The 25,891-nt window shown below is 43.7% G+C and carries 22 protein-coding genes; 18 read left to right on the top strand and 4 right to left on the bottom strand.

Annotated features, from left to right (window positions below):
- Positions 1 to 2: 2 nt before the first annotated feature.
- The gene (gene fdx / locus FX988_RS07215; RefSeq protein ID WP_160178997.1) at positions 3 to 341 is read left to right on the top strand and encodes an ISC system 2Fe-2S type ferredoxin; all 339 of its coding nucleotides are present in this window, start codon (positions 3 to 5) and stop codon (positions 339 to 341) included.
- 139 nt (positions 342 to 480) lie between these two features.
- On the top strand, positions 481 to 771 hold the full coding sequence (locus FX988_RS07210) for a YebG family protein (RefSeq protein ID WP_160178996.1): 291 nt from the start codon (positions 481 to 483) through the stop codon (positions 769 to 771).
- Positions 772 to 925: 154 nt separating this feature from the next.
- On the opposite strand, the gene FX988_RS07205 is transcribed toward FX988_RS07210, so the two are convergent.
- From FX988_RS07205 to map, 4 genes are all read right to left on the bottom strand, one after another.
- The gene (locus tag FX988_RS07205; protein ID WP_160178995.1) at positions 926 to 2,695 is read right to left on the bottom strand and encodes a GNAT family N-acyltransferase; all 1,770 of its coding nucleotides are present in this window, start codon (positions 2,693 to 2,695) and stop codon (positions 926 to 928) included.
- A 110-nt stretch (positions 2,696 to 2,805) separates the two neighbouring features.
- A complete protein-coding gene (locus tag FX988_RS07200) occupies positions 2,806 to 3,624 on the bottom strand; it encodes a UDP-2,3-diacylglucosamine diphosphatase (RefSeq protein WP_160178994.1) in 819 nt (272 codons plus the stop codon).
- A gap of 149 nt (positions 3,625 to 3,773) precedes the next feature.
- Positions 3,774 to 6,386 (bottom strand): [protein-PII] uridylyltransferase, encoded by a 2,613-nt coding sequence (glnD, locus tag FX988_RS07195; RefSeq protein WP_160178993.1) that lies wholly within the window; start codon positions 6,384 to 6,386, stop codon positions 3,774 to 3,776.
- 158 nt (positions 6,387 to 6,544) lie between these two features.
- Complete coding sequence (map, locus tag FX988_RS07190; RefSeq protein ID WP_160178992.1) at positions 6,545 to 7,336, bottom strand: type I methionyl aminopeptidase; 792 nt, start codon at positions 7,334 to 7,336, stop codon at positions 6,545 to 6,547.
- A gap of 309 nt (positions 7,337 to 7,645) precedes the next feature.
- Between map and rpsB the strand changes: the two genes are divergently transcribed.
- From rpsB to dnaE, 16 genes are all read left to right on the top strand, one after another.
- Positions 7,646 to 8,377, top strand: coding sequence for a 30S ribosomal protein S2 (gene rpsB / locus FX988_RS07185; protein WP_160178991.1), 732 nt, complete (start codon positions 7,646 to 7,648; stop codon positions 8,375 to 8,377).
- 132 nt (positions 8,378 to 8,509) lie between these two features.
- The gene (gene tsf, locus FX988_RS07180) at positions 8,510 to 9,382 is read left to right on the top strand and encodes a translation elongation factor Ts (protein WP_160178990.1); all 873 of its coding nucleotides are present in this window, start codon (positions 8,510 to 8,512) and stop codon (positions 9,380 to 9,382) included.
- 268 nt (positions 9,383 to 9,650) lie between these two features.
- Complete coding sequence (gene pyrH / locus FX988_RS07175; RefSeq protein ID WP_007988949.1) at positions 9,651 to 10,394, top strand: UMP kinase; 744 nt, start codon at positions 9,651 to 9,653, stop codon at positions 10,392 to 10,394.
- A gap of 15 nt (positions 10,395 to 10,409) precedes the next feature.
- Positions 10,410 to 10,967 carry a ribosome recycling factor gene (gene frr, locus FX988_RS07170; RefSeq protein WP_007988946.1) on the top strand — a complete coding sequence of 186 codons (558 nt, stop codon included), beginning with the start codon at positions 10,410 to 10,412 and terminating at the stop codon, positions 10,965 to 10,967.
- Positions 10,968 to 10,981: 14 nt separating this feature from the next.
- Positions 10,982 to 11,722: a polyprenyl diphosphate synthase gene (uppS, locus tag FX988_RS07165; RefSeq protein ID WP_160178989.1), complete on the top strand. Its 741-nt coding sequence runs from the start codon at positions 10,982 to 10,984 to the stop codon at positions 11,720 to 11,722.
- Positions 11,723 to 11,771: 49 nt separating this feature from the next.
- A complete protein-coding gene (locus FX988_RS07160; RefSeq protein WP_160178988.1) occupies positions 11,772 to 12,635 on the top strand; it encodes a phosphatidate cytidylyltransferase in 864 nt (287 codons plus the stop codon).
- On the top strand, positions 12,635 to 13,828 hold the full coding sequence (ispC, locus tag FX988_RS07155) for a 1-deoxy-D-xylulose-5-phosphate reductoisomerase (RefSeq protein ID WP_160178987.1): 1,194 nt from the start codon (positions 12,635 to 12,637) through the stop codon (positions 13,826 to 13,828). Before FX988_RS07160 ends, ispC begins: the two co-directional genes overlap by 1 nt.
- Positions 13,828 to 15,180: a sigma E protease regulator RseP gene (gene rseP, locus FX988_RS07150; RefSeq protein ID WP_160178986.1), complete on the top strand. Its 1,353-nt coding sequence runs from the start codon at positions 13,828 to 13,830 to the stop codon at positions 15,178 to 15,180. Before ispC ends, rseP begins: the two co-directional genes overlap by 1 nt.
- 62 nt (positions 15,181 to 15,242) lie before the next feature.
- Positions 15,243 to 17,717 carry an outer membrane protein assembly factor BamA gene (gene bamA / locus FX988_RS07145; protein WP_160178985.1) on the top strand — a complete coding sequence of 825 codons (2,475 nt, stop codon included), beginning with the start codon at positions 15,243 to 15,245 and terminating at the stop codon, positions 17,715 to 17,717.
- Positions 17,718 to 17,771: 54 nt separating this feature from the next.
- A complete protein-coding gene (locus FX988_RS07140; protein WP_160178984.1) occupies positions 17,772 to 18,287 on the top strand; it encodes an OmpH family outer membrane protein in 516 nt (171 codons plus the stop codon).
- A 42-nt stretch (positions 18,288 to 18,329) separates the two neighbouring features.
- The gene (gene lpxD, locus FX988_RS07135) at positions 18,330 to 19,364 is read left to right on the top strand and encodes a UDP-3-O-(3-hydroxymyristoyl)glucosamine N-acyltransferase (protein WP_160178983.1); all 1,035 of its coding nucleotides are present in this window, start codon (positions 18,330 to 18,332) and stop codon (positions 19,362 to 19,364) included.
- A gap of 42 nt (positions 19,365 to 19,406) precedes the next feature.
- Positions 19,407 to 19,853 (top strand): 3-hydroxyacyl-ACP dehydratase FabZ, encoded by a 447-nt coding sequence (fabZ, locus tag FX988_RS07130; protein WP_160178982.1) that lies wholly within the window; start codon positions 19,407 to 19,409, stop codon positions 19,851 to 19,853.
- Between the two features lies 1 nt (position 19,854).
- Positions 19,855 to 20,625 carry an acyl-ACP--UDP-N-acetylglucosamine O-acyltransferase gene (lpxA, locus tag FX988_RS07125; RefSeq protein ID WP_160178981.1) on the top strand — a complete coding sequence of 257 codons (771 nt, stop codon included), beginning with the start codon at positions 19,855 to 19,857 and terminating at the stop codon, positions 20,623 to 20,625.
- Between the two features lie 3 nt (positions 20,626 to 20,628).
- On the top strand, positions 20,629 to 21,795 hold the full coding sequence (gene lpxB / locus FX988_RS07120) for a lipid-A-disaccharide synthase (RefSeq protein ID WP_160178980.1): 1,167 nt from the start codon (positions 20,629 to 20,631) through the stop codon (positions 21,793 to 21,795).
- A complete protein-coding gene (gene rnhB, locus FX988_RS07115; protein ID WP_160178979.1) occupies positions 21,796 to 22,389 on the top strand; it encodes a ribonuclease HII in 594 nt (197 codons plus the stop codon).
- Complete coding sequence (dnaE, locus tag FX988_RS07110) at positions 22,390 to 25,857, top strand: DNA polymerase III subunit alpha (RefSeq protein ID WP_160178978.1); 3,468 nt, start codon at positions 22,390 to 22,392, stop codon at positions 25,855 to 25,857.
- Positions 25,858 to 25,891 lie beyond the last annotated feature (34 nt).

Genomic DNA, 25,891 nt, shown 5'->3' with positions numbered 1-25,891 from the left:
AGATGCCACAAGTGATTTTTTTACCCCACGCTGAACTTTGCCCTGACGGAGCAGTGTTAGAAGCGCCAGAAGGCACAACCGTACTTGATGTCGCTTTAAAAAATGGTATTGGCATTGAGCACGCGTGTGAGAAGTCTTGTGCGTGCACAACATGCCACGTGATTGTACGTGAAGGTTTTGAGTCGCTTGATGAAAGCGATGAGTTAGAAGACGATCTGCTTGACAAAGCATGGGGTCTTGAACCTGATTCGCGTTTAGGCTGCCAAGCAATTATAAAAGACGAAGATCTCGTGGTGGAAATTCCGCGCTACACTGTCAATCAGGTAAGTGAAGGGCATTAATCGTTAATGCCAAACTAACTATTATGAAAACCAGCCAAGTGCTGGTTTTTTTATATTTGCTCGTTGGTATAAAATGAACTGTACATAAAAACAGGTGTTGTGCTATATTTTGTACAGACACGCAATTGAGGATACAAATATGGTCATTATTACCAGATACGTCGTTGAGCATAAAGGGGTTGAAAAGTTTGTGACCGCAGATAAAAAAGAAGCTGATAAATACGATAAGATGCTAGAGGTAGCGGACAACTTAGCGGAATACATTGATGCTAAAGGGATGAAGTTCGAGGCTGACGTATTAGAAGATCTGGCCATCATGCTGTCAAAAAATAAAGACGCCGTTGGCAAGATGTTCAAGGGGGCTGAAGCGAAAAGTGTATTGTCTGACGAAAAGGCTGAGGTCGTAGCATTAGGCAAAAAGAAAGCCTAACCGAGTCAGTACAGCAAGAGACAGTACATCATAACGCGAGTGACGCTCAGAGTGTTTACACCTCGAGCGCTAAGGTAAATGTAAACGTAAAAAGGCTATCTTTGATAGCCTTTTTACGTTCACTACATTAGTCATTACCCTAAGGAGGCATCAATTAACTGGCCTTCTTTAATGTTACTTTTTTAGTTTTTTCTGGCGCTTTAGGCACATCTTCATTGTCATCATTTTGCGGCATATACCGGGCTTTTTTCTTGGCTTTAAGTTTTTGAATATCAGCTAACACTAGGCCGTCTATACAGTCACCAAAGTCTGCATCGATGTTAAAGTCGAGAAAGTGAATACCACCATCATCGTAGGTCTCAGTATATTGCTTATATAGGGTAGGGACAGAAACCCCCATATTCGCGAGTAAATGTTTGAGTAAGGTAAAATCTTTTTTGTAATCTCCACCACCGAAGGTTTGAGGTAAGTCACCCGCCAAATGATAAGGTGTTTTTGAGGTGGCGATGGTGTCGGTGTGAGTAAAATATTGACGGTAAAATTGCACCAATAAGTCTTTCGCGGCTTTTGGGTAGGTATCACTTAATGACACAGGCCCAAATAAGTAACGATAGTCTGGGTGACGCTTCAAGAATGCACCTATGCCATACCACAAGTAATCAAGACTACGTTTACCCCAATATCTGGGCTGTACAAAGCTCCGGCCTAATTCTAGGCCTTGCTCAAAATAGGGTTGCATGGCAGCGGTATAATTAAATAGCGTGGCGGAGTACAAGCCATCCACCCCAGTTTTTGCAAGCAGTTTTTTTGCATCACCGAAGCGATAAGCGCCCGCAATTTCTAGGTCATCTGCATCCCATAAAATCAAGTGGAAGTAGTGGGCGTCGTATTGGTCAATGTCTCGACGGCGGTTGCTACCTTCGCCCACAGCGCGAAATGCGATTTCACGTAAACGGCCGATTTCGCGCATGATAGGGGAGCTACCATTGTATTGGTATAAATAAATTGCTTTACCATCGGTGGTTTCACCTAAGTGCTCGCAATCGCGTTTTATCGCGCGACTTAACTCGGTACGGTTTTCTGGCATAGCGATCGCTTTTTGTGTAGCAAAAATGCCTTGCTTTCCCATACCGATTCGATAAAGGTGTTTTTTAAGCAAGCGTACCTGCTGCAGGCGATTGATTTTATCATTGGCATATGATTCAAACGGGATGACTTCACCGACGCGCATAGGTAAGTGTTTGCGTTTTTGCTTAAACATTTCAGTGACCAGAAGCATCGCCGCTAACGGTTTATACAGCATGGACACACCGTAGAAGAGTGGTGAGTTCTTCGCATCGATAAACACGGGTAAAATGGGTGCTTTTGCTTGACGGGCAATGCGTAAAAAACCGCTGTTCCAGTGCGTATCTCGCACACCTTGAGGGCGTAAACGCGACACTTCCCCCGCGGGAAATATTAAAAGTGCGCCTTCTTGTTCTAGGTGTTGCTGAATATTATGGATATGATCCTTCGCTGTACCACCGTCCATGTTGTTTACCGGTAGTAGCATGCAATGTAGTGGGTCTATGGTCATCAACATTTGATTGGCGACGACTTTTACATCTGTTCTGATTTCGCTGACCAGTTTAATCAACGCTAGGGCATCGAGGGAACCGATAGGATGGTTGGCAATAATGACTAAACGGCCTTGGCTTTGAATATGTTCACGCTCGTTATCACGCACCGAGTAACTAATATTAAAGTACTCGAGCACCTGTTCAACAAACTCAAGTCCTTGATGGTGTGGGTAGCTTTGAGCAAACTCATTCATTTCGCGCTCATGAAGCAAGTGGCGCAGCACAAAACCGGCAGATTTAAACAACCAAGGCTTTTCGGCTACTTTGGGATAGTGCTTGTGTAAAACGTCATTAACCGTGAACATATAACTCGCCGTATATTGCTAGATTCGGGCCAATGTTAGCTGGGCTATATGACGCTTTGGTGCCAGTTGCGTGGCATTTTCATTACAAGAAATAAACTGCTATTGCGTCACTAGGCAGCTTTATTTTGATTCTTTGTTTTGCTCATTCTTAAATTAAACAAATTGCTGGCATGAGCGGTTTGTGTCCAGTAAATTAACTTCATTTCACCGTTTGGTAGTTCAGTGAGGGCTGAGCAATTTTCTATCCAGTCACCATCATTGTAGTAGATCTTGCCATTAATATTGTCTACTTCGGGATGATGTATATGACCACAAATAACACCGTCTAAGTCCATTTCTGCAGCGCGGTTAGCACAGGCATTTTTATACCGACGAATGGCTTTATTGGCTTCCTTTATATGGCTTTTTAAATAGCCCGCCAAGGACCAATAGGGAAATTTAAGGGCAGCTCTAATATGGTTATACCAACGATTAATAAATAACAGTAGATCGTATGCCTTATCACCTATCCAAGATTGTAAGGGGCCAAAACACACTTCTTGATCAAATTGATCGCCGTGCAGTACTAAGAGTTTTTTGCCATCGGCCGTGGTATGAACCGTTTCTCGGGCGATTTCGATCTCGCCAAACGTGATCCCATCATACTTTTGCAAAGGCGCGTCATGATTGCCGGGTAAGAAGATAACGCGGGTTTCTTCTTTGGATAGAGACATGAGTTTGTGCAGCACCTGATTGTGGGTTTCAGGCCAACGAAACTGTTTGCTCATCGCCCACATATCAATAATGTCGCCGACTAAATACAAGGTCTCAATGGTCGAGTGGTTTAAAAAGTCGAGTAGGTATTCTGCTTTGCAGTCTTTACTGCCTAAATGAATATCAGATAACCAAACTGTGCGGTAATGCGCGCGATAAACCAGTGCGTTATTCATGTTTCAACCCTTAGCTGTTTAGCGCTTAGGCTAAAAGCAAGGCTTTACAGTAAGGTGACGGTAATTTGAAAATATGATGACAGTGAATTCAGACACTGTTTATGCAACAGATGCCCACTGTCAATGGGCTTACGCTGAATAATTGCATATTAGTCTAGGGTTTCGGATAAGCGTTTTTTAAGTTCAACCTGTTGGTTTTGGGTTAGGGCTTTGTCTTCATTATTACTGATAATGAATAAATCCTCTGCACGTTCACCTATGGTAGCGATTTTAGCCATTCTAAGGGAAAACTCCATTTCTACCAATAGATTACCTACCTTAGCCAGCAGTCCCGGCGCATCTAACGCTTCAAGTTCGACTAGTGTCTGATCAGGTTGGTTAGAGTAAAACCTTACTTTGGTTGGTACGTCTAATTGCTTCATTTGACGTGACATTTTACGCCTATTCTGATGCTCTTCCCCAGGCTTGTTGAGTTGGTTTGTAACGGCTTCTTTCAAACTGGTTAAGCGGCTTGTTGAGTCAATTCTATCACCGGATTGCTCTAACACGATAAAGCTATCAAAAACGTAACCGTCATTGGTTTTCATTATTTGCGCATCATGAATAGAGCAATTTCTGCTATCAAGCACAGACGCCACCTGAGCAAACAAATTAATCTTATCTTTACCGTAAACTAATAACTCAGTACCCGACTTCGCGGTATGTTCATTAGCTTCAACTAACAAAAAATCATCAGTCATAGGGTGAGCGGCGAGAATAACACCCGCATGCCAAGCGATTTGGTCGGGTTTGAAGCGCACGAAATAATCGTCCGTTAAGCGTTTCCAAAACTGTTCTATTTGGCTTTCATTCACGCCTCGGTTTACCAGTAGTCGTTTAGCTTTAGTCTGGTGCTCATCAATTCTATCTTGCAATGCCACTTTGCATTCCAACCCGTTATCTAGCGCTTTTTGGGTGAGCAAATACAGTTCACGTAATAGAGTAGCTTTCCAATCATTCCATAGGTTGTCGTTCGTAGCGCGAATATCCGCTAAGGTGAGTACGTAAAGGTGATTCAGGTGATTGTGGGTGCGCACATTACCAGCAAATTCGTTTATTACGTCAGGATCGTAAATATCGCGGCGCTGAGCAATAACTGACATCATGAGATGGCTTTCCACCAACCAAGCTATTAGCTCGGCATCTTTATCATTGATGCCATGCATACTGCAAAACTCTGCGACATCTTGGGCGCCAAGTTTGGAGTGATCGCCATTTCGACCCTTACCTATGTCATGAAAGATAGAGGCAATATACAGCAGCTCAGGTTTATCGAGATTACGTACTATACGACTACAACGTGGGAACCCCGAGTTTCCTTGGCTGTATTGGTATACGTTTTTCACTAAACGATGTGTATGCTCGTCTACGGTATAGGCATGGAATAAGTCAAATTGCATCATGCCCACTATATGATCCCATTGGGGCAGATAAGATTGCAAAATACCGTGCTTATGCATGATATCCCAGCCTAAACCAAAGAAGTTAGGGTGTTGCATCAGTTCAATGAACAGGGCACGACAACGCGAATTTTCGCAATAATACTGACTATGAAACTTGCGACGCGCTAAGCGCAGTTGGCTAAGCACACTGGAATGCAAGCCTTCAATTTGCGGCGTATCTGCGATGAGTAGCAAACTTTGAAGAATGTCTTCTGGTTCATTAAACACATTATCATGTCTGGTGGCGAGTAAACCGTCGGCAATTTCAAAACTAGGATTGATGATGACACGATTTTTTACTTTGATATGCAACACATCATGGCCAAAACGTTGCAGTAGCATTTCATTTAGCTCACTGATACGCCTAACCGTTCTGAAAAAAGATTTCATCATGCGCTCAACAGAGGCTTTACCATCGTCTCCGTAGCCCAAGCGGCTGGCAACATCATTTTGATAATCAAATAGTAAGCGGTTTTCGCTGCGTTGAGCCTGCAGGTGTAGCGCGAAACGAATGCGCCATAAATTAGAGCGACACTCGAGTAATTCTTCAAACTCTTGTTCGGTGAAGTACCCGCGTTCAACCAGCTCTGTGCCCTTCATTACTTTAAAGTGCTTCTTTGCAATCCAGCCAATATTTTGAATATCCCGCAGGCACCCTGGACTTTCTTTGACGTTGGGTTCAAGGTTATATGAAGTGCCCTTGAATTTTGAATGACGTATTTGTTGCTCTTTGGACTTGGCAATAAAAAAATCTTTACTGGTCCAATTACCTCGTCCATGTAGTTTTTTATTCAACGAAAGAAAGGTGTCTTGATTACCGGTCAATAACCTCGCTTCAACTAGGTTTGTTGCTATGGTGACGTCGCTACGAGCAAGAGATACGGTTTCTTTTATGGTGCGCACCGATTGCCCGATATCCAAGCCTATGTCCCACAAAAAAGTGATAAATTGACCAATGGTATTTTGCTGGGATTGACTTAATGCACTAGGGCTAAGTAAAAGCAGGTCGATGTCGGAATAAGGTTGCAGTTGGCCACGACCATATCCACCCACCGCGACCAAGGCAATTTTGGTTTCTTTATGTAAATCGAGTAACTGCCACGCGTGGCTTAACAGCGCATCAACAAACTCAGCACGACCCAGTACAAGACTGTCTACATCAACTCGGCTGAATTCATTCTCTAACCAGTCATAACTGTCGCTAATGCAGGCTTTAAATGCAGGGATGTCGTCAATGGATTGAATAAGTTGGACTTGATTTATTAAGGTTTGCAAAGACAAGATACGATCCTTTATTCAATATTGTGGCGATAGTGTGGCGATTCACGTACAAATTCACGCTCTTAAGACTGCGTTATTTGAAGCCCTATGACAAATAACTAATTCAGGTAAGAATTAATTATTTATCATAAGCTTAGATAGAGTTTTACGGATGAAACCTAGTGATTAATGACCCGTTCGATGTCTTCGTCGTCTCTTAGGGTAAGAATTTCAACCCCTGTTTCAGTCACCAATAAAGTGTGTTCCCACTGGGCACTTAGACTGCGGTCTTTGGTAACAACGGTCCAATTATCAGGCAGTACTTTTGAGTAGCGTTTACCTGCGTTGACCATGGGTTCGATGGTAAAACACATGCCTGCTTCTAACACTTCACCTGTGTTGGGGCGGCCATAATGCACAACTTGGGGTTCTTCATGGAAGTTAGCGCCGATACCGTGACCACAATATTCGCGAACGATTGAATAGTTATGCCCTTCGGCGTGTTGTTGAATTGCATGACCTATATCACCTAAACGCATACCCGGCTTTACCATTTTAATACCAATGTAAAGCGCTTCTTGGGTAACACGAATTAGACGTTCGGTTAGAATACTTGGCTTGCCTACCACAAACATTTTTGATGTATCACCGTGGTAGCCGTCTTTGATTACAGTGACATCGATATTAACACTATCGCCTTCCTTTAATTTTTTGTCTGCAGGAATACCATGGCAAATCACATGGTTAACCGACGTGCAAATAGACTTAGGAAACGGCGGGTTCCCGTAATTCAATGGGGCAGGGATGGCGTGTTGTTCATTAACAATATAATCGTGACAAAGCTGATTGAGTTCATCTGTGGTCACGCCTTTTTTGACATGGGGACCGATCATTTGTAATACATCGGCGGCAAGTCGCCCGGCAACTCGCATTTTTTCAATTTCTTGTGCGGTTTTAATCGTAGCTGGCAAAGCAATGTCCTAATTTTCGGGGGTTCATAAATGTGTTGGTATCTTAACTTTTCAAGGCGCTGGTGTATAGCATCTAAACGTAAACTTGAACTTCCCCTGTTGTCGTGATATAAAGCGCCCCGCTGAAACAAGTGTTCTATGATAAGTTCTTCCGAGGTTGTTATAAAACAGTTATTTAAAGCGACTAACTTATATTTAATAACACACATACATCGACACAGTTTTCGGGGTGTTTGTGCAAGATTCGTCTGCACAGATCGAGACCTGGGATGTATGGAGGCCTAACCCCATATTAAGGAAACTAATATAATGGCAAATGTATCAATGCGCGATATGCTTCAAGCAGGCGTTCACTTCGGTCACCAAACTCGTTACTGGAACCCAAAAATGAAACCTTTCATCTTTGGTGCTCGTAACAAAGTTCACATCATTAACTTAGAAAAAACGGTTCCGTTATTCAACAATGCGTTGAACTACATCAGCAGCGTTGCTTCTAAGAAAGGTAAAATCCTTTTTGTTGGTACTAAGCGTGCGGCAAGTGATTCTGTTCGTGAAGCAGCAATCAAATGTGACCAATTCTACGTAAACAAGCGTTGGTTAGGCGGTATGTTGACTAACTGGAAAACTGTTCGTCAATCAATCAAGCGCTTGAAAGATCTAGAGCTTCAAAGCCAAGACGGTACGTTCGACAAAATCACTAAGAAAGAAGTGCTTATGTTGCAACGCGAAATGGCTAAGCTAGAAAACAGCTTGGGCGGGATCAAAAACATGGGCGGTCTTCCTGATTGTCTTTTCGTTGTTGATGCTGATCACGAGCACATTGCGATTACCGAAGCGCGTAACCTTGGTATTCCAGTTGTTTCTATCGTCGACACAAACTCAAACCCAGATGGTGTTGATTACATCATTCCTGGTAATGATGATGCGATCCGCGCAGTTCAACTTTACTTGAACTCAGCTGCTGACGCCGTTATTGAAGGTCGTGAGAAGAACATTGAAGTACAGGCTGAAGAAGGTGAGTTCGTTGAAGCGGCTGAGTAATCAGCTACTTTAATCTACCTATTGAGTCAGTCTGTTGATGCACAAATGTGCATGACATGAAAATTTAACAGGGGCTGATGCCCCTGTTTTTTAATCCTAATTTTAGTACATTATATTGCTGAGGAAACGACAATGGCAGTGACAGCAGCCCTAGTTAAAGAATTACGCGAGCGTACCGCTGCAGGTATGTTAGATTGTAAAAACGCACTGGTTGAAGCGAATGGTGATATCGAGCTTGCAATCGAAAACATGCGTAAAAACGGTCAAGCTAAAGCGGCTAAAAAAGCAGGCCGTATCGCCGCTGAAGGCGTTATCTTGACAAAAGTTGCTAACGGCGTAGCAACAATGATCGAATTAAACAGTGAAACTGACTTCGTTGCTCGTGACGAAGGCTTCATTGCATTCGGTAGCAAACTAATCGAAGTGGCTTCTGCAAACAAAATTAACGATATCGATGCACTAAATGATGCAACGGTTGATGGCGTTAAAGTCAGTGAAGCACGTGACACTTTGGTTGCGAAAATCGGCGAAAACATTTCTCCACGCCGTGTTATCTCTGTTGAAGGGGATAACCTTGGTGCTTACGTTCATGGCGGCCGTATCGGCGTTATCGCTATCCTTCAAGGTGGCGACGAAGAGCTAGCTAAAGATATCGCTATGCACGTAGCTGCAGCAAACCCTCAGTTCGTTAAACCGACTGACGTTCCTGCAGAAGTTGTTGCTAAAGAAAAAGAAATTCAACTTGATATCGCAATGCAGTCAGGCAAGCCTGCTGACATCGCTGAGAAGATGGTTTCAGGTCGTATGAACAAGTTCACTTCTGAAGTGAGCCTTACTGGCCAAGCTTTCATCAAAGATCCTTCTACTTCAGTTGCGCAATTGCTTAAAGCAAAAAATGCCGACGTAATCAACTTCGTACGTTTCGAAGTAGGTGAAGGTATTGAGAAGAAAGAAGAAGACTTTGCTGCTGAAGTAGCTGCACAAATGGCCGCTGCTAAGAAATAATTGCGCCATTTGCTTTTGCGTAAAGCTAATGTCATATAAACTATGGGCACCTCAATTTAGAGGTGCCTTTTTATATGTGGACCAAGCTGTATAACGGCACATACTGTGAAATTCAGTACATCTGAGCCTTTAGAGCCTAAGTTTAGCGCCTTGCGTTAAACAACGAGTGCGTAAGAGTGACTTAGAGAATGCCTGTATGCCAATATGTACAACGTTATACCGAGTGTTATTGACCCCCATTATTCGTTAAATAAGGAACAGCCTGCCGATGAGTACAACACCAAAACATGCCTATCGTAGAATTTTACTAAAGCTAAGTGGCGAAGCCTTAATGGGCGAAGAAGGCTTTGGTATTGATCCAAAAGTTCTTGAGCGTATGGCTCAAGAGATAAAAGAATTGGTTGAACTGGGTATTGAAGTTGGCTTAGTGATAGGCGGCGGTAACCTATTCCGTGGTGAAGGTTTAGCTAAAGCAGGCATGAATCGCGTTGTTGGCGATCACATGGGTATGCTGGCGACGGTAATGAACGGTTTGGCCATGCGCGATGCACTGCATCGTGCATTTGTAAATGCCCGTTTAATGTCAGCCATTCCTCTTAATGGCGTATGTGATGCTTACAACTGGGCAGAAGCAATTAGTTTGTTGAAGTCTGGTCGCGTAGTTATCTTCGCTGCGGGAACGGGAAATCCGTTTTTTACAACCGATTCGGCTGCGTGTTTACGCGGTATTGAAATTGAGGCCGACGCTGTGCTTAAGGGCACTAAAGTCGACGGTGTGTTTGATTCTGATCCAGCGAAAAACCCAGATGCTGTTTTGTATAAGAAGCTGTCTTACTCTGAAGTGTTGGACAAAGAATTAAAAGTGATGGATCTCGCAGCATTTACCTTAGCGCGGGATCATAATATCCCTATTCGTGTTTTTAATATGAATACGCCTGGCTGCCTACGTGCAGTGGTGCTTGGTGAAGATGTTGGTACCGTAATTTGCCATCCAGAAAAACAAGATAACTAATTAGGAAGACATTTTATGATTGATGAAATCAATGTAGACGCGCGTCAGCGCATGGAAAAAAGCGTTGTTGCGTTGCGTGGTCAATTTACCAAAATTCGTACTGGCCGTGCGCATCCAAGCTTGCTAGACAGCATTATGGTGCCTTACTACGGCGCGCCTACACCATTAAAGCAATTGGCAAACGTGATTGCTGAAGATTCGCGTACGTTAGCGTTAACAGTATTTGATAAAAGCGCCGCGCAAGCCGTAGAAAAAGCCATTATGCAATCAGATTTGGGGTTAAACCCAATGAGTGCGGGTACGGTAATTCGTATTCCCATGCCTGCTTTGACTGAAGAGCGCCGAAAAGATTTGATCCGCGTAGTACGCAACGAAGCTGAAGGCGGACGCGTTGCGGTTCGTAACATTCGTCGCGACGCTAACGGTGATATTAAAGAGCTACTGAAAGAAAAAGAGATCAGCGAAGATGATGCCCATCGCGGCGAAGACGCTATTCAAAAGCTGACCGATGAATTCGTAAAACAAATCGATGAAATCTTGGCTGCAAAAGAAACAGAGTTAATGGAAGTATAGTGGTTGCCTGATAAATGAATTCAGAATCACAATCGACCAGTAAACTCGTACCTCAGCACGTTGCTATCATTATGGATGGCAACGGTCGCTGGGCCAAAAAGAAAGGCAAAATTAGGACATTTGGTCACCGTGCGGGTGTCAAAGGTGTTCGTGCTTCTGTGTCTTTCTCTCTTAAAAACAATATTAAAGTATTAACCTTATTCGCTTTTAGTAGTGAAAATTGGAATCGCCCTCAAGAAGAAGTGGGTGTTCTGATGGAGTTGTTTAAAATGGTTTTGAGCAGTGAAGTTAAAAAACTGCACAAAAATAACGTTAAACTTCGTGTGATAGGTGATACCAGTCGTTTTGATAAAAAATTGATTGAACAGATCAAGGACGCTGAGACGTTAACCGCAAACAATGATGGCCTTATCCTTAACATTGCTGCAAATTACGGTGGACGTTGGGATATTCTCAACGCGACCAAAGCGTTAGCTGAGCAGGTAAAAGAAGGTTCACTCGAAAGTGAACAAATAGATGAAGCTATGCTTAATCAATATATATGTTGTTCAGATTTACCAGAACTTGACCTACTCATTCGTACCGGTGGTGAAACACGTATTAGTAACTTTTTGTTGTGGCAAGTAGCCTATGCAGAATTGTATTTTACCGATACTTATTGGCCGGATTTCAACGAAGATGCATTTCAACTTGCCATCGATAACTTTTCGGATAGGCAACGTCGCTACGGGATGACGGGCGAACAGGTCAGTTAATGCCTGTTTTGCTTGTTGTTATCCCCACTTCCGTTTCTGAGGGCTCACTATGTTGAGAGAACGTATATTAACAGCGCTAGTGTTAGCACCATTGGTACTGTGTTCTATTTTATTTTTACCTATGCTTGGTTTCGAAATTGCCATGATTGGTGTGCTTGGGCTGGGGGCATGGGAATGGGCTAATATGTCTGGCTTTGTTACCCGCCAAACTAAAGCCGTTTATACGTTTATTGTCGTGGCAATTTGTAGCTACTTTACCTTTGCGATTGATGTTGAAAATATATGGTACCAAGGGCAATTAAATAGTCTCTATCATTACATATTGGGCATAGCTGCCTTGTGGTGGTTTATCTCGCTCTTAATGATTATTGCTTATCCTCGTTTTAGCTCATTTTGGCGCTCGCGCCGAGGCATTCAAGGTGTTTTTGGTTTACTTACTCTAATTCCTACTTGGGTTGCGATAGTATCGTTACGGACTAGTTTGTACGATGTTGATAGTTTTTACGGTGCCTCTCTTATCTTTTACGTACTTGGTATCGTATGGGCTGCGGATATCGGTGCGTTTTTCGTCGGAGTGAAATTTGGCCGCACGAAATTACGCCCTAGAGTGTCTCCAGGCAAAACCTTTGAAGGTTTAATGGGAGGCGTAGGCGCATCGTCATTAATTATCGCATTCGCAGCGCTTCATTACGCAGTGGATCCCAGCCGTATCTGGATAAACATACTCATAGGCGGTTTAACCGTTGCGGTATCAGCATTAGGTGATTTGAATGAAAGCATGCTCAAGCGCTGTGCTGGTATTAAAGATAGCGGCAATATACTACCTGGGCATGGTGGGATTTTGGACCGCATAGACAGCTTAACGGCAGCCTTTCCTGTGTTTGCCTTTTGTTACGTATCTTGGATGGCCTGATGCAAAATATTTGTATATTAGGAGCAACAGGCTCAATCGGCCAAAGTACGCTTGATGTCGTGTTGCGTCATCCCAGCGAATACCGTGTTTTTGCATTAACTGCTCATAGTCAGATAGACAAGCTCATTGAGCAAGCAAGATTATGCCAGCCTAAATATCTCGTGTTATCTGATGACGCTAATTATCACGAAGCCAAACAAGCTCTACTTACCAGCGGAATAAAAACAGAACTTCTGTCGGGTGCACAAGCATTAGCTGATGTTGCCAGTGCTGACGAGGTTGATGTGGTCATGGCTGCTATTGTTGGTGGCGCCGGTTTATTGCCTACCATTGCCGCGGTTAAAGCGGGTAAAAAAGTATTACTAGCCAACAAAGAATCCTTAGTGATGTCCGGTGAGTTGTTTATTCACGCGGCGAAAGAGCATAGCGCATCGATTTTGCCTATCGATAGTGAACATAATGCAATATTTCAATGTTTACCTAGCGATTTTCAGTACGGCGATTTAAGTGCGAGTGGCATTAGCAGTATTTTATTGACCGGTTCCGGCGGACCGTTTCGTGAAACGCCGTTAAACAAATTGAGTGATATGACGCCTGCTGAAGCCTGTGCTCATCCTAATTGGGATATGGGACGCAAAATATCGGTTGACTCTGCCACCATGATGAACAAAGGCTTAGAGTTTATCGAAGCCCGTTGGTTATTTGGTCTGCAAAGCAGTGATATCAAAGTGGTATTGCATCCGCAAAGCATTATCCATTCCATGGTACAGTACTGTGACGGTTCGGTATTGGCCCAGATGGGAAATCCGGATATGCGAACGCCCATTGCTCATGGCCTTGCGTTTCCCAAGCGAATCGATTCTGGTGTGAAACCTCTTGATTTTCAAACCATTGGCCAGTTTAGTTTCGGCGAGCCTGAGCCAGCGCGCTACCCCAATTTATATTTAGCCATTGAGGCCTCAAATGCGGGGCAATATGCTACTACGGCATTGAATGCGGCCAATGAAGTGGCCGTGGCGGCATTCTTAGATGGTCAAATTGGTTTCACTCAAATTTCCCAAGTCAATCAAGAATGTCTCGCTCAAATGGCAGGCTGTCAATTGAATGATATTGAAGCGGTCGTTGCTTGGGATCATGAATGTCGTAGCCAAGCGCAGCAGATCGTTTCATCTTATTCACGAGAGGCAAGTTGATGTTGGACTTTTTATGGAGTTTAGCGTCGTTTGTTATCGCGCTGGGTATTTTAGTCGCGGTACATGAGTGGGGCCATTTTTGGGTTGCCAGACGCTGCGGCGTTAAGGTAGAGCGTTTTTCTGTCGGTTTTGGCAAAGCGCTTTGGCGACGTACCGATAAGTTGGGCACTGAGTACGTTATTGCCGCTATTCCATTAGGTGGGTACGTCAAAATGCTTGATGAGCGCGTTGATGAGGTCGCCGAAGAAGACTTGCCCCATGCATTTAACCGTCAGCATGTGCTTAAACGGATCGCGATTATTGCAGCCGGTCCTTTGACTAATTTTATTTTTGCCATCTTCGCTTTATTCGTTATGTATTTGATTGGCGTACAAACCATTAAACCTATGTTAGGTGATATAAAGCCCAACAGCATCGCAAGTGAAGCAGGTTTGATGCAAGGCTCGATTATCAAACGGGTAGGAGAGCGAGAGACCATTGATTGGCAAGCGGTTAACCTTGAGCTTATCTCATATATTGGTAATGATACGCTGCCGCTTACTGTTACATTGCCAAATAGCCCAGTTGAACAAACTAAAGTGTTAAATTTAAGCACTTGGCAGTTTAATCCGGATGAAGACTCTGCAATTGATAGTTTAGGGCTCTCTGTATATCGTCCTGAGATCCTGAGTGTCGTTGGTTTGGTGGCCGAAAACTCTGCAGCGCAGCAGCTAGGATTACAGGTTGGAGATAAAATTCGGCAAGTAGATGGAACTCCCATGCAAAATTGGGAACAAATAGTGAGCTATGTTGCAAAGCGTCCCAATGCAGATATTGCTATCGAGGTGTTGCGAGATGAACGTGTTGTTACCTTAAACGGCATGTTAGGCTCCCGCCAAGACGGTGAAAATGAAATTGGGTATCTAGGGGTAAGCCCAACGCTAGCGCCATGGCCGAAAGGGGTTTTATTTACGCACCAGTACGGTTTGTTCGACGCTGTCGTTCAAGCTAGCGACAAAACTTGGCGGCTGATGACGTTGAGTGTCGAGATGCTAGGAAAGCTAATTACCGGTGATGTATCAGTTAAAAACCTCAGTGGACCGATTTCCATTGCCCAGGGTGCTGGGATGAGTGCGAGCTCAGGAATAGTATATTTTCTGAGCTTTTTAGCGTTAATTAGCGTCAATTTGGGGATTATTAACCTTTTACCCATTCCGGTGCTTGATGGCGGCCATTTACTCTATTATTTTATAGAGCTTTTACGCGGTCGACCTGTGCCGGACTCTGTACAAGAGATTGGTTTTAAAATAGGTGGTGTTTTGTTACTCCTGTTTATGAGTATCGCCATTATTAACGACATTACGCGTTTATAATTTTTATCGGCCAGTTTGGTCAAAAGCACAAACATATGTGCGCTTAGGAAGAATGTTAATAAATGAAGTTTAAACAGTTAGTTGCTGCAGGATTGATGTTATCCGTTGCCGGTATGGCAAAGTCGGCCCAAGAAAGTGAATTTGTCGTCTCTGATATTAAAATTGAAGGTCTCCAACGTGTGGCCCTCGGAGCGGCATTAACCTACTTGCCGGTCAAAGTCGGCGACGAAATGAACAGCTTCCGTATTGCACAAGCCATTCGCTCCCTTTATGCATCGACACACTTCGAGAGTATTGAAGTATTGCGCGATGGTGATGTGTTGGTGGTGAAAGTAAAAGAGCGTCCAACCATTAGTAACATTATTCTTGAAGGCAATGACGACATCAAAGATGAGCAGCTTCAAGAAAGTTTAGACGGCAGTAATATTCGCTTGGGTGAACCACTGGATAAAACCGTGTTGACCTCTATCGAAAATGGCCTAAAAGATTTCTACTACAGTATCGGTAAATATAATGCTGATGTGAGTGCTATCATCACACCATTGCCGAGAAACCGTGTTGATCTAAAACTGCTTTTTGAAGAGGGCGACGCTGCTAAAATTGAACAAATCAACATCGTCGGTAATACCATTTTCGATGACGCTACCCTATTTGAGCAAATGGAATTAAAGTTCGATGCGCCTTGGTGGGATTTCTTGTCAGAAACACGGTATCAGAAACAAACGTTAACCGGCGATATGGAAACGGTCACCAGCTATTATAAAGACCGCGGATATTTAAAATTCGATATTGATTCCACTCAGGTTTCAATGACTCCCGAAAAGTCAGGTATTTACGTCACCTTAAATATCAATGAAGGTGAGCAGTATAAAGTCTCCGAAGTAGAATTAGTGGGCGAGCTATTAGGTCATGAAGAGTACCTAAAATTGGTTTTGCCGATTACACCTGGTGAGTTATATAACCAAGCAGAAGTGACCTACACAGAAGAGTTTATAAGCAAGTATTTTGGTCGATTTGGCTATGCTTACCCTAGCGTCACTACAATTCCTGATATTAACGAAGAAGACAAAACCGTTAAGTTAACCTTGTCGGTTGACCCAGGTAAGCGTATTTATGTAAGACGCATTAATTTCGAAGGGAATATTGGTACCGCTGATGAAGTGTTACGTCAGTCTGTTACCCAGATGGAAGGGGCGTGGTTATCAAATGCAACGCTTGAATCTTCTAAGAATGCGCTTTCTCGTTTGACTTATATGGAATCAGTTGATTTCGAAACAGTCCGTTTACCTGGTGAAGACGACAAAGTAGACGTTAATTTCAGTGTTAAAGAACAAGCCTCGGGCTCGTTTAATGCCGGTATCGGGTATGGTGATAGAACCAAATTGAGCCTGCAAGCGGGTATTCAGCAAGATAACTTTCTCGGGACAGGTAAGCGAATCGCACTTAATTTAAGTACCACCTCGTATCAAAAAAGTGCCCAAGTTTCCTATACCGACCCTTACTTCACTATTGATGGTATTAGCTTAGGTGGCTCAGTTGGCTACAGTGAGTTTGATGGTGAAAGCGCAGGTTTCATTCAATATAACTCTAAGCAGTATTCCGTGGGGGCTAACGTAGGTTACCCAATTGATGAGTTTAATCGCATCAACTTTGGTTTAACTTATAGTAATGTAGAGTTGTTCCAAAGTACGTCTTATGAGCAAACAACGCGCTTTTATAATCAGTTTGTTGATGAAAACAACCCTGATGACTCTATCAAATATGATAGTTTCTTAGCGTCAGTTGCTTGGATACGTTCTACGTTGAACCGTGGTGTCTTTCCGACTGCTGGTTCATCGCAACGCGCGTCTTTTAGTATCACAACGCCAAACTCGGATGTGAACTATTTCAAAACTGAAGTTGATACTAAATTTTATTTTCCGTTATCACGTAATCAACGCTGGTCGTTCTTGGCTCGCTTGAAGTTAGGTTATGGTAACGGTTATGGTACTGCCAATGGAGTGGACCAGATCTTACCGTTTAACCAAAACTTCGGTGCAGGTGGTAATGATTCATTACGAGGTTTTGAAAATAATACAGTCGGCCCTCGTGGTGTGCAATTGACGCCTTCGGCTATTCGTGACATCGACGGCAATATTATTTACGGAAGCCCAGAAAATGATACGGTAACCATTTCATCTCGCTCATTGGGTGGTAACGCCATGATCTTAGGGGGAGTGGAGCTTATTGTACCTACACCGTTTGTGGAAGCTGACTTCGATAACTCAGTACGCACAAGCTTATTTATTGACGTAGGTAACGTTTGGGATACTGAATTTAGGTATGACAGGTACAAAGATCTAACCCTTAATCAACAATTTAATAATGATCCGCTGGAAGATTACAGTGATTATAAGTTGTATAGAGCTTCAGGTGGTCTTTCTGTACAATGGTTGTCACCTATGGGACCTATGGTATTCAGCTTCTCTAAAGCGATTGAATCAAGAGAAGGGGATGACACGAAGTTTTTCTCTTTTAACATTGGTCAAACATTCTAAATCCAGTATTGTTTAGTGCTGAGAAAAATAACGATTAAAAATCAGGAGTATCTTTTGAAAACATTTACGAAAAGTCTTGTAGCAGGGGCGTTAATTAGCGCAGCAGCATTCAGTAGTGCAGCTTTGGCAGAACAGAAAATTGGTGCAGTTAACGTGCAAGGTATTTTCCAATCTATGCCCCAAGCTGCCACAATTCAGCAGGACTTAGCAGCGGAGTTTAAAGACCAAACTGAAGAAGTAAGTCGCTTAGAAAAAGACATCAAATATTACATTGAGAAAAATCAACGTGATGCTGCGACTATGAGCAGCAAAGAGAAAACTGAACTTGAAGGCAAAATTAATGCTCTTCGTGAAGAGTACGCGGCCAAAGCGCAGCCTCTTCAACAAGAAGTGCAAGGCCGTTTGAAAGAAGAGCAAAATAAATTGCTAGGTTTCATTAAGCAGTCAATTGATGTTGTTGCAGCAAAAGAAAAGTATGACGTTATTTTAAACGCTAATGCTGTTGCATTTATTAACCCAGAAGACGATATCTCTAAGAAAGTATTAGAGCAGGTTAGTAAAGTTAAGTAAGTCCACTAGGACTGTAGATAAAATCGATAAAAAGGTCTGGCTTTGAAGCAAATAGTTAGCTTGCAGCAATTAGCTGATAAAATTGGTGCCACGTTACATTTAGCGCAAAACGATAGTGCTGATACAAAAATTCATTCACTATCTACTTTGGCATCTGCGGCCAATGGTCAGATTTCATTTTTGTCGAATAGTCGGTATCGTAGCCAGCTTGAAAAAACGGCCGCTACGGCCGTTATTTTAAAATCCGAAGATTTATCGCATTGTCAGTGCTCAGCATTAGTGATGGACAATCCCTATGTTGGGTTTGCACTCGCAGCACAATTACTTGACTCTACTCCTCGTTCGGCCGATGGCATATCACCTTTAGCAGTGATTGCTGACGATGTTGAATTGGGTAATAACGTTAGTATTGGCGCGCATGCCGTTATTGAATCGGGTGTTAAGCTAGCAGATAACGTACAAATTGGCCCAGGCTGTTTTATTGGTAAAGACGTAAGTGTTGGCGCCAATACTAAGCTGTGGGCAAATGTCACTCTGTATCATCGCGTTGTACTAGGGCAAGATTGTTTGATTCAGTCTGCTACTGTTATTGGTGCTGATGGCTTCGGTTATGCAAATGACAAAGGCCGTTGGGTTAAAATACCGCAATTGGGTACGGTTATCTTAGGAGACCGTGTCGAGGTAGGTGCCAGTAGTACGATAGACCGAGGTGCACTTGATGACACCATAATAGGTGATGGTGTCATTATCGATAATCAATGCCAAGTGGCGCACAATGTGATTATTGGTGAGAACACTGCTATCGCTGGATGCACAGTTGTCGCCGGAAGTGTTACTATTGGCCGCAATTGTACGATTGGTGGCATGGTGGCAATTAACGGACATATGGAAATTTGTGATAACGTTTATATTACGGGAATGAGTATGGTGACTAAAGCCATAGACAAACCCGGCGTTTACTCTTCCGGAATGCCCGCTATTGAAAACCGAGAGTGGCGAAAAAATGCAGTGGCGTTGCGTAACCTTAGCACCCTCAATCAGCGTGTCAAAACACTCGAAAAATCGCATTTAAAATAAGTCGCCTCGCCAATTAGGTGACTTTATTGAGGAGATAACCTGTTGGTTAATAATATCAATCAGCTTGGAATTGAAGAGATTCTTGAGCTTTTACCCCACCGTTACCCATTTTTATTACTTGATCGCGTTACTGACTACACTTTAGGTGAATCGATCACAGCCTATAAAAATATCACCTTCAATGAGCCGTGTTTTACGGGGCATTTTCCGGGTAAACCTATTTTCCCAGGGGTATTAATTTTAGAAGCGTTAGCACAAGCAGCTGGCGTTTTAGGGTTTAAAACAGCAGGAAACAGCGACGACTTATACTTGTATGCTGGTATCGACAAAGCGCGCTTTAAGCAACCTGTTGTCCCTGGTGACCGTTTAGATATGAATGTGCGCCTAATCAAAGAGCGCCGTGGTATCTGGAAATTTCATGGGATTGGCAGCGTAGACGGCAAAGACGTTTGTGAGGCCGAATTCATGTGTGCAATGCGGAAATTATAACGTGATACATTCTACAGCTATTATTCATCCATCGGCGGTAATCGCCGAGGATGTAAAAATTGGTCCTTACTGCCTTATCGACGATAATGTTGAGATTGGCGCAGGAACTGTGCTTGAATCTCATGTGGTGGTTAAAGGCCATACTGTCATTGGGAAAAACAATCGGTTTTTCCAATTTGGCTCAATCGGTGAAGATTGCCAAGACAAGAAGTATGCGGGGGAGCCCACCCGTCTTGTCGTAGGCGATAACAACGTTTTTCGCGAGTCTGTGACCGTTCATCGTGGTACGACCCAAGACAAAGGTTTAACCCAAATCGGCTCGAATAACTTGTTTATGGCCTATGCCCATGTTGCCCATGATTGCATCGTAGGTAACAACAGTATTTTAGCAAATAATGCCACATTAGCTGGCCACGTACACATTGGCGATCATGTGATTTTAGGCGGTATGACTGCATTTCATCAATTTTGTCATATCGGTTCACATAGCTTTGTGGCAGGTGGTGCAATTGTACTTCGTGATGTACCGCCATACGTCATGATTGGTGGGGATAAAAGCTCACCTCATGGCATTAATAGTGAAGGTCTGAAACGTCGTGGTTTTGATAAAGACGTAATCATGCAGTTACGTCGTGCATATAAAGTGTTATACCGTAACGGCCATCGCGCTGACGAAGCAGTAGAGTTACTAAATGAAATGGCAGTAACCACGCCTGAAGTTAAACTGATGGCGGACTTTGTGGCGACCTCTTCACGAGGTATTGTGCGCTAAGCCATGAGCGAAAAAAACATTAGAGTAGGAATTGTCGCCGGTGAAACATCTGGCGATATATTAGCCGCTGGTTTAATCAGTAAGATCAAACAGCAATATCCCAATGCAACGTTTGAGGGGATAGCTGGACCCCGCATGCAAGCTCAAGGTTGCACAACCATTTTCGATATGGAAGAGCTGTCTGTTATGGGGCTTGTCGAAGTGTTGTCTCGTATACGCAGATTACTGTTTGTACGTAAAAGTTTATACCAGCACTTTATCGCTAACCCCCCAGATATATTTATCGGTGTTGACGCCCCAGATTTTAATTTACGCCTAGAACTTCCTCTTAAAAAAGCCGGCATTAAAACCGTACACTATGTTAGTCCAACAGTTTGGGCATGGCGCGAAAAGCGAGTGTTCAGTATTGCTAAAGCAACGGATCTCGTATTGAGTTTGTTTCCCTTTGAGAAGCAGGTTTATGACAAACACAACATTCCTTGTCAGTTTGTCGGCCATACTATGGCTGACAGCATTGCGTTAGCCCCTGACAAAGAGGTTGCTCGCAAGGCTCTAAAAGTACGCTCAGACGAGCGCGTGCTCGCGTTACTGCCCGGTAGTCGTCATAGTGAAGTTAGCTTGCTGCTAGATATATTCATGCAAAGTGCAGAACTGCTAGCCAAACACGTGAGTGATTTATCAGTGCTCATTCCGGTGGTGAATAAAGAGCGAAAACGCCAAGTCGAAGACTATATGCGAGAACACACGGTGAACATTAATTATCGTGTGGTCATTGGGCATGCCCGAGAGGTGATGACAGCCTCAGATGCAGTATTATTGGCATCAGGAACCGCCACATTAGAAGCAATGTTATGTAAGCGCCCTATGGTGGTTGCTTATCGCATGAGCTGGTTAACGCATCAGATGATGAAGCGCTTATACATTGCTAAATACTTCGCATTACCCAATATTCTTGCTGACGAAGAGTTAGTACCAGAACTACTTCAAGAAGACGTCAACCCGCAAAATATTGCTGAAAAATTACTACATTATTTTACCCAGAGTGAAGAAGATAAAACCGCACTTGTTGCACGCTTTACTCAGCTTCATGAGGTCCTCAAGCGGGACGCAGATGCCCAAGCGGCTAGAGCTGTCTTGGCACTGATTGAACCTAATCAAGAGAGTAACTAGATGACTCAGTTAATAGCAGGTGTCGATGAAGTCGGCCGCGGCCCTTTGGTGGGAGATGTGGTGACGGCAGCGGTTATTCTCGACCCAGCTAAACCGATCGTTGGGCTAGCCGATTCGAAAAAAATATCCGAGAAGAAACGTTTAGCCTTGTTTGATCTCATTATGCAAAATGCGCTCTGTGTGAGCCTAGGTAGAGCGTCCCCACAAGAAATCGACGAGTTGAATATCTTACACGCCACTATGCTCGCTATGACAAGAGCAGTACAGGGGTTAGCAACTCAACCTACCTTTGTGCGGGTTGATGGTAATCGCTGTCCACAGTGGGACTACGCATGTGAAGCTGTGGTTAAAGGAGATAGCTTATATGCTGAAATATCGGCCGCCTCGATTATCGCCAAAGTCACCAGAGACGCAGAGATGAGTGCCTTGCATGCGAAGTACCCTGAATACGGGTTTGGCCAACATAAAGGCTACCCAACCAAAGCACACCTTGAAAAACTAGCTGAATTTGGCCCTTTACCTGAGTATCGAATGAGTTTTAAACCCGTGCAATTATCGTTAGTGCAACGCGGTGGACAGTTGGCAGGAAACTAAATGTCTGATTGTAAATTTGTACACTTAAGAGTTCACAGTGATTACTCCATGCTGGATGGTTTGAACAAAGTTAAACCACTCATTTCTCATGTAAAATCACTCAACATGCCCGCCGTTGCGCTGACTGACCAGATGAATATGTGTGGCTTGGTGAAGTTTTACGAGCAAGCCCATGCAAATGGCATCAAACCTATTATAGGAACCGATTTTTGGGTGCAATCGTCAGCGCTTGAAGATCATATTTTTCGCCTAACGCTGTTGGCGGCCAATAACAAAGGCTATAAAAATATTACCTTGCTCATTTCCAAAGCCTATTTACGCGGAAGTGTGCAAGATAAGGCAGTGATTGACCAACAATGGCTAGCCGAACACAGTGAAGGTGTGATTATTCTCTCTGGTGGTCGCATGGGCGATCTGGGGGTTTACCTAACCAAAGGTAATGTGGGGCTAGCCGAAAAAGCCACTGCATTTTACCAACAGCATTTTCCTGACCGTTTCTATTTGGAGTTAACACGTACAGCACGCGCCGGTGAAGAAGATTACATTCACCGAGCTGTTGAGTGGGCAGGGCAGCACGACTTACCTGTTGTCGCTACAAACGAAGTGTGCTTTATCTCTCCTGATAACTTTGAGGCCCATGAAATTCGTGTCGCGATCCACGATGGTTACACACTGAACGATCCTCGGCGGCCCAAGTTATACAGTGAACAACAATATATGCGCAGCAGCGAAGAAATGTGCGAGTTGTTTGCCGACATACCTCAGGCGATTGAAAACACCGTCGAAATTGCTAAGCGATGCAATGTATCTGTGTTACTGGGCACTTACTTTTTGCCGGATTTCCCTACTGGGGATATGTCGATTGCCGATTTTCTAGTTAAGGTCTCAGAAGAGGGACTGGAAAAGCGCTTGGCCTTTTTGTTTCCAAATGAAGAAGAACGACTCGCCAAACGCCCTGAATACGACGAGCGTTTAAAAGTAGAGTTGGTGGTTATCAACCAAATGGGCTTTCCTGGTTACTTCTTGATCGTGATGGAATTTATTCAATGGAGTAAAGATAACGGTATTCCTGTTGGCCCTGGCCGAGGATCAGGTGCGGGTTCATTGGTTGCCTATGCCTTGGGGATCACCGACTTGGATCCTCTCGAATTCGATTTGCTATTCGAACGATTTTTGAACCCAGAACGGGTTTCAATGCCGGATTTTGACGTCGATTTCTGTATGGACAGACGCGACGAAGTCATCGATCATGTTGCCGAAATGTACGGCCGTGATGCGGTATCGCAAATTATTACCTTTGGTACTATGGCTGCAAAAGCCGTTGTGCGCGATGTAGGGCGTGTGTTAGGTCATCCTTATGGCTTTGTTGATCGCATCTCTAAGCTTATTCCACCTACGCCAGGGATGACATTAACCAAAGCGTTTGAAGAAGAGCCTCGTCTCCCTGAGCTTTACGCCTATGACGAAGAAGTGAAAGATCTGATCGACATGGCGCGCATTCTTGAAGGGGTAACCCGTAACGCAGGTAAACACGCCGGTGGTGTGGTGATTGCCCCAGATAAAATTACCGACTTCGCTCCGCTTTATTGTGATGATGAGGGTAAAAACCCGGTTACTCAATTTGATAAAAATGATGTTGAAACCGCTGGTTTAGTTAAATTCGATTTCTTGGGCTTGCGCACGCTGACGATTATTCAGTGGGCTATTGATATGATTTCCAGTGGTAAGGGAATTGATATTGATATATTAGCGATTCCAATGGATGACAAAAAGTCGTTTAAGTTACTGCAACGCGCAGAAACTACAGCGGTATTCCAATTGGAATCTCGCGGTATGAAGGATTTGATCAAGCGACTTCGCCCGGATAGTTTCGAAGATATCATTGCATTGGTGGCGCTGTTTAGACCTGGCCCTTTGCAATCAGGCATGGTTGATAACTTTATTGACCGTAAACATGGTCGAGAAGCCATTTCCTATCCAGATGCGACTTACCAACATGAATGCTTGAAAGAAATTCTTGAACCTACTTACGGTATTATTTTGTACCAAGAGCAGGTCATGCAAATTGCGCAGGAAATGTCTGGTTACAGCCTAGGCGGCGCGGATTTGCTGCGCCGAGCTATGGGTAAAAAGAAACCCGAAGAGATGGCAAAGCAGCGTGAATCGTTTGAGACAGGCGCGAAAAATAACAACATTGATCCAGAGTTGGCGATTAAGATATTCGACTTGGTAGAAAAATTCGCTGGCTATGGTTTTAACAAATCACACTCAGCAGCCTATGCATTGGTGTCTTATCAAACGTTATGGTTAAAAACCCATTATCCCGCTGAATTTATGGCTGCGGTTATGTCTGCGGATATGGATAACACAGACAAAATCGTCACCTTGGTCGATGAATGTCAGCGTATGGGCATTACCTTGTTGCCACCTGATGTAAACGCTGGTAGCTACAAATTTACAGTGGATAGCGAAGGGCGCATCGTATATGGCATAGGGGCGATTAAAGGGGTGGGTGAAGGCCCGATTGCCGCGATCATTGAAGCGCGGGAAAATCACGAAAAATTCTCTGACTTGTTCGATTTTTGTGCCAAAGTCGATACCAAACGTATAAATAAACGTGTGCTCGAAAAGCTCGTTTACGCTGGGGCATTAGATAACCTTGGCCCTCATCGCGCATCAATTATGGCGACCTTGCCCGAAGCCATCGCGGCGGCTGATCAGCACGCTAAAGCTGAGTCTCATGGGCAAAGTGATATGTTTGGTTTATTAACCACTGAGCCTGAGCAAGTAGAGCAAGCCTTCGTTAAAGTGCCACCTTGGCCAGAGAAAGTATGGCTTGACGGTGAAAAAGACACGTTAGGCCTTTATTTGACTGGCCATCCAATTAATCAGTATCTGCAAGAGATTAAACACTACTGTACTGGTCGCTTGATTGATCTTAAACCGACTAACAAAGACGTAGTGTCCTACGCGGTAGGGTTAGTACTCGGCGTACGCGTCATGACTAATAAAAGAGGGCGGCGCTGGGGGATTGTCACATTAGATGATAAAAGTGCTAGGATAGATGTACGTTTTTTCCCCGATCTGTTTGAACAATACGAGGAAATACTGCAATCTGACCGAATATTGGTGGTAAGTGGACAGGTCAGCTTTGATGAATTTTCTGGGGGCAATACAATAGGCGCCCGCGATGCCATGGACATAGTTCAGGCGAGGGAAAAGAACGCAAAATGGTTAAGCATGCAGTTTGATTCTAGCTGGTGTAATGCATCAACACTCGCTAAACTGCAAGCAATATTAACGCCTTATCAAGGTGGCAGCTGTCCGGTACAAGCCCATGTTGTACATCCGGATGCTGAAGTGACATTGGCTTTAGGTGCGCAGTGGTATGTTACCCCTGAGGATCAGTTACTTTTTGAATTACAGCAGCAGTTCGGTAAAGAGCATGTTGAACTGGTGTTTCATTGATTTTGACAGATATAACGTCTGTTCACGAATAAAC

Source organism: Paraglaciecola mesophila (assembly GCF_009906955.1).
Lineage (GTDB): Bacteria > Pseudomonadota > Gammaproteobacteria > Enterobacterales > Alteromonadaceae > Paraglaciecola > Paraglaciecola mesophila_A.
Note: the sequence above shows the minus strand (reverse complement) of the source record. Positions and strands in the feature narration are given on the sequence as shown.

Coding starts and splice junctions, on each gene's coding strand:
- fdx (WP_160178997.1), top strand. CDS start 3: ATGCCACAAGTGATTTTTTTACCCCACGCTGAACTTTGCCCTGACGGA.
- FX988_RS07210 (WP_160178996.1), top strand. CDS start 481: ATGGTCATTATTACCAGATACGTCGTTGAGCATAAAGGGGTTGAAAAG.
- FX988_RS07205 (WP_160178995.1), bottom strand. CDS start 2,695: ATGTTCACGGTTAATGACGTTTTACACAAGCACTATCCCAAAGTAGCC.
- FX988_RS07200 (WP_160178994.1), bottom strand. CDS start 3,624: ATGAATAACGCACTGGTTTATCGCGCGCATTACCGCACAGTTTGGTTA.
- rpsB (WP_160178991.1), top strand. CDS start 7,646: ATGGCAAATGTATCAATGCGCGATATGCTTCAAGCAGGCGTTCACTTC.
- tsf (WP_160178990.1), top strand. CDS start 8,510: ATGGCAGTGACAGCAGCCCTAGTTAAAGAATTACGCGAGCGTACCGCT.
- pyrH (WP_007988949.1), top strand. CDS start 9,651: ATGAGTACAACACCAAAACATGCCTATCGTAGAATTTTACTAAAGCTA.
- frr (WP_007988946.1), top strand. CDS start 10,410: ATGATTGATGAAATCAATGTAGACGCGCGTCAGCGCATGGAAAAAAGC.
- uppS (WP_160178989.1), top strand. CDS start 10,982: ATGAATTCAGAATCACAATCGACCAGTAAACTCGTACCTCAGCACGTT.
- FX988_RS07160 (WP_160178988.1), top strand. CDS start 11,772: ATGTTGAGAGAACGTATATTAACAGCGCTAGTGTTAGCACCATTGGTA.
- ispC (WP_160178987.1), top strand. CDS start 12,635: ATGCAAAATATTTGTATATTAGGAGCAACAGGCTCAATCGGCCAAAGT.
- rseP (WP_160178986.1), top strand. CDS start 13,828: ATGTTGGACTTTTTATGGAGTTTAGCGTCGTTTGTTATCGCGCTGGGT.
- bamA (WP_160178985.1), top strand. CDS start 15,243: ATGAAGTTTAAACAGTTAGTTGCTGCAGGATTGATGTTATCCGTTGCC.
- lpxB (WP_160178980.1), top strand. CDS start 20,629: ATGAGCGAAAAAAACATTAGAGTAGGAATTGTCGCCGGTGAAACATCT.
- rnhB (WP_160178979.1), top strand. CDS start 21,796: ATGACTCAGTTAATAGCAGGTGTCGATGAAGTCGGCCGCGGCCCTTTG.
- dnaE (WP_160178978.1), top strand. CDS start 22,390: ATGTCTGATTGTAAATTTGTACACTTAAGAGTTCACAGTGATTACTCC.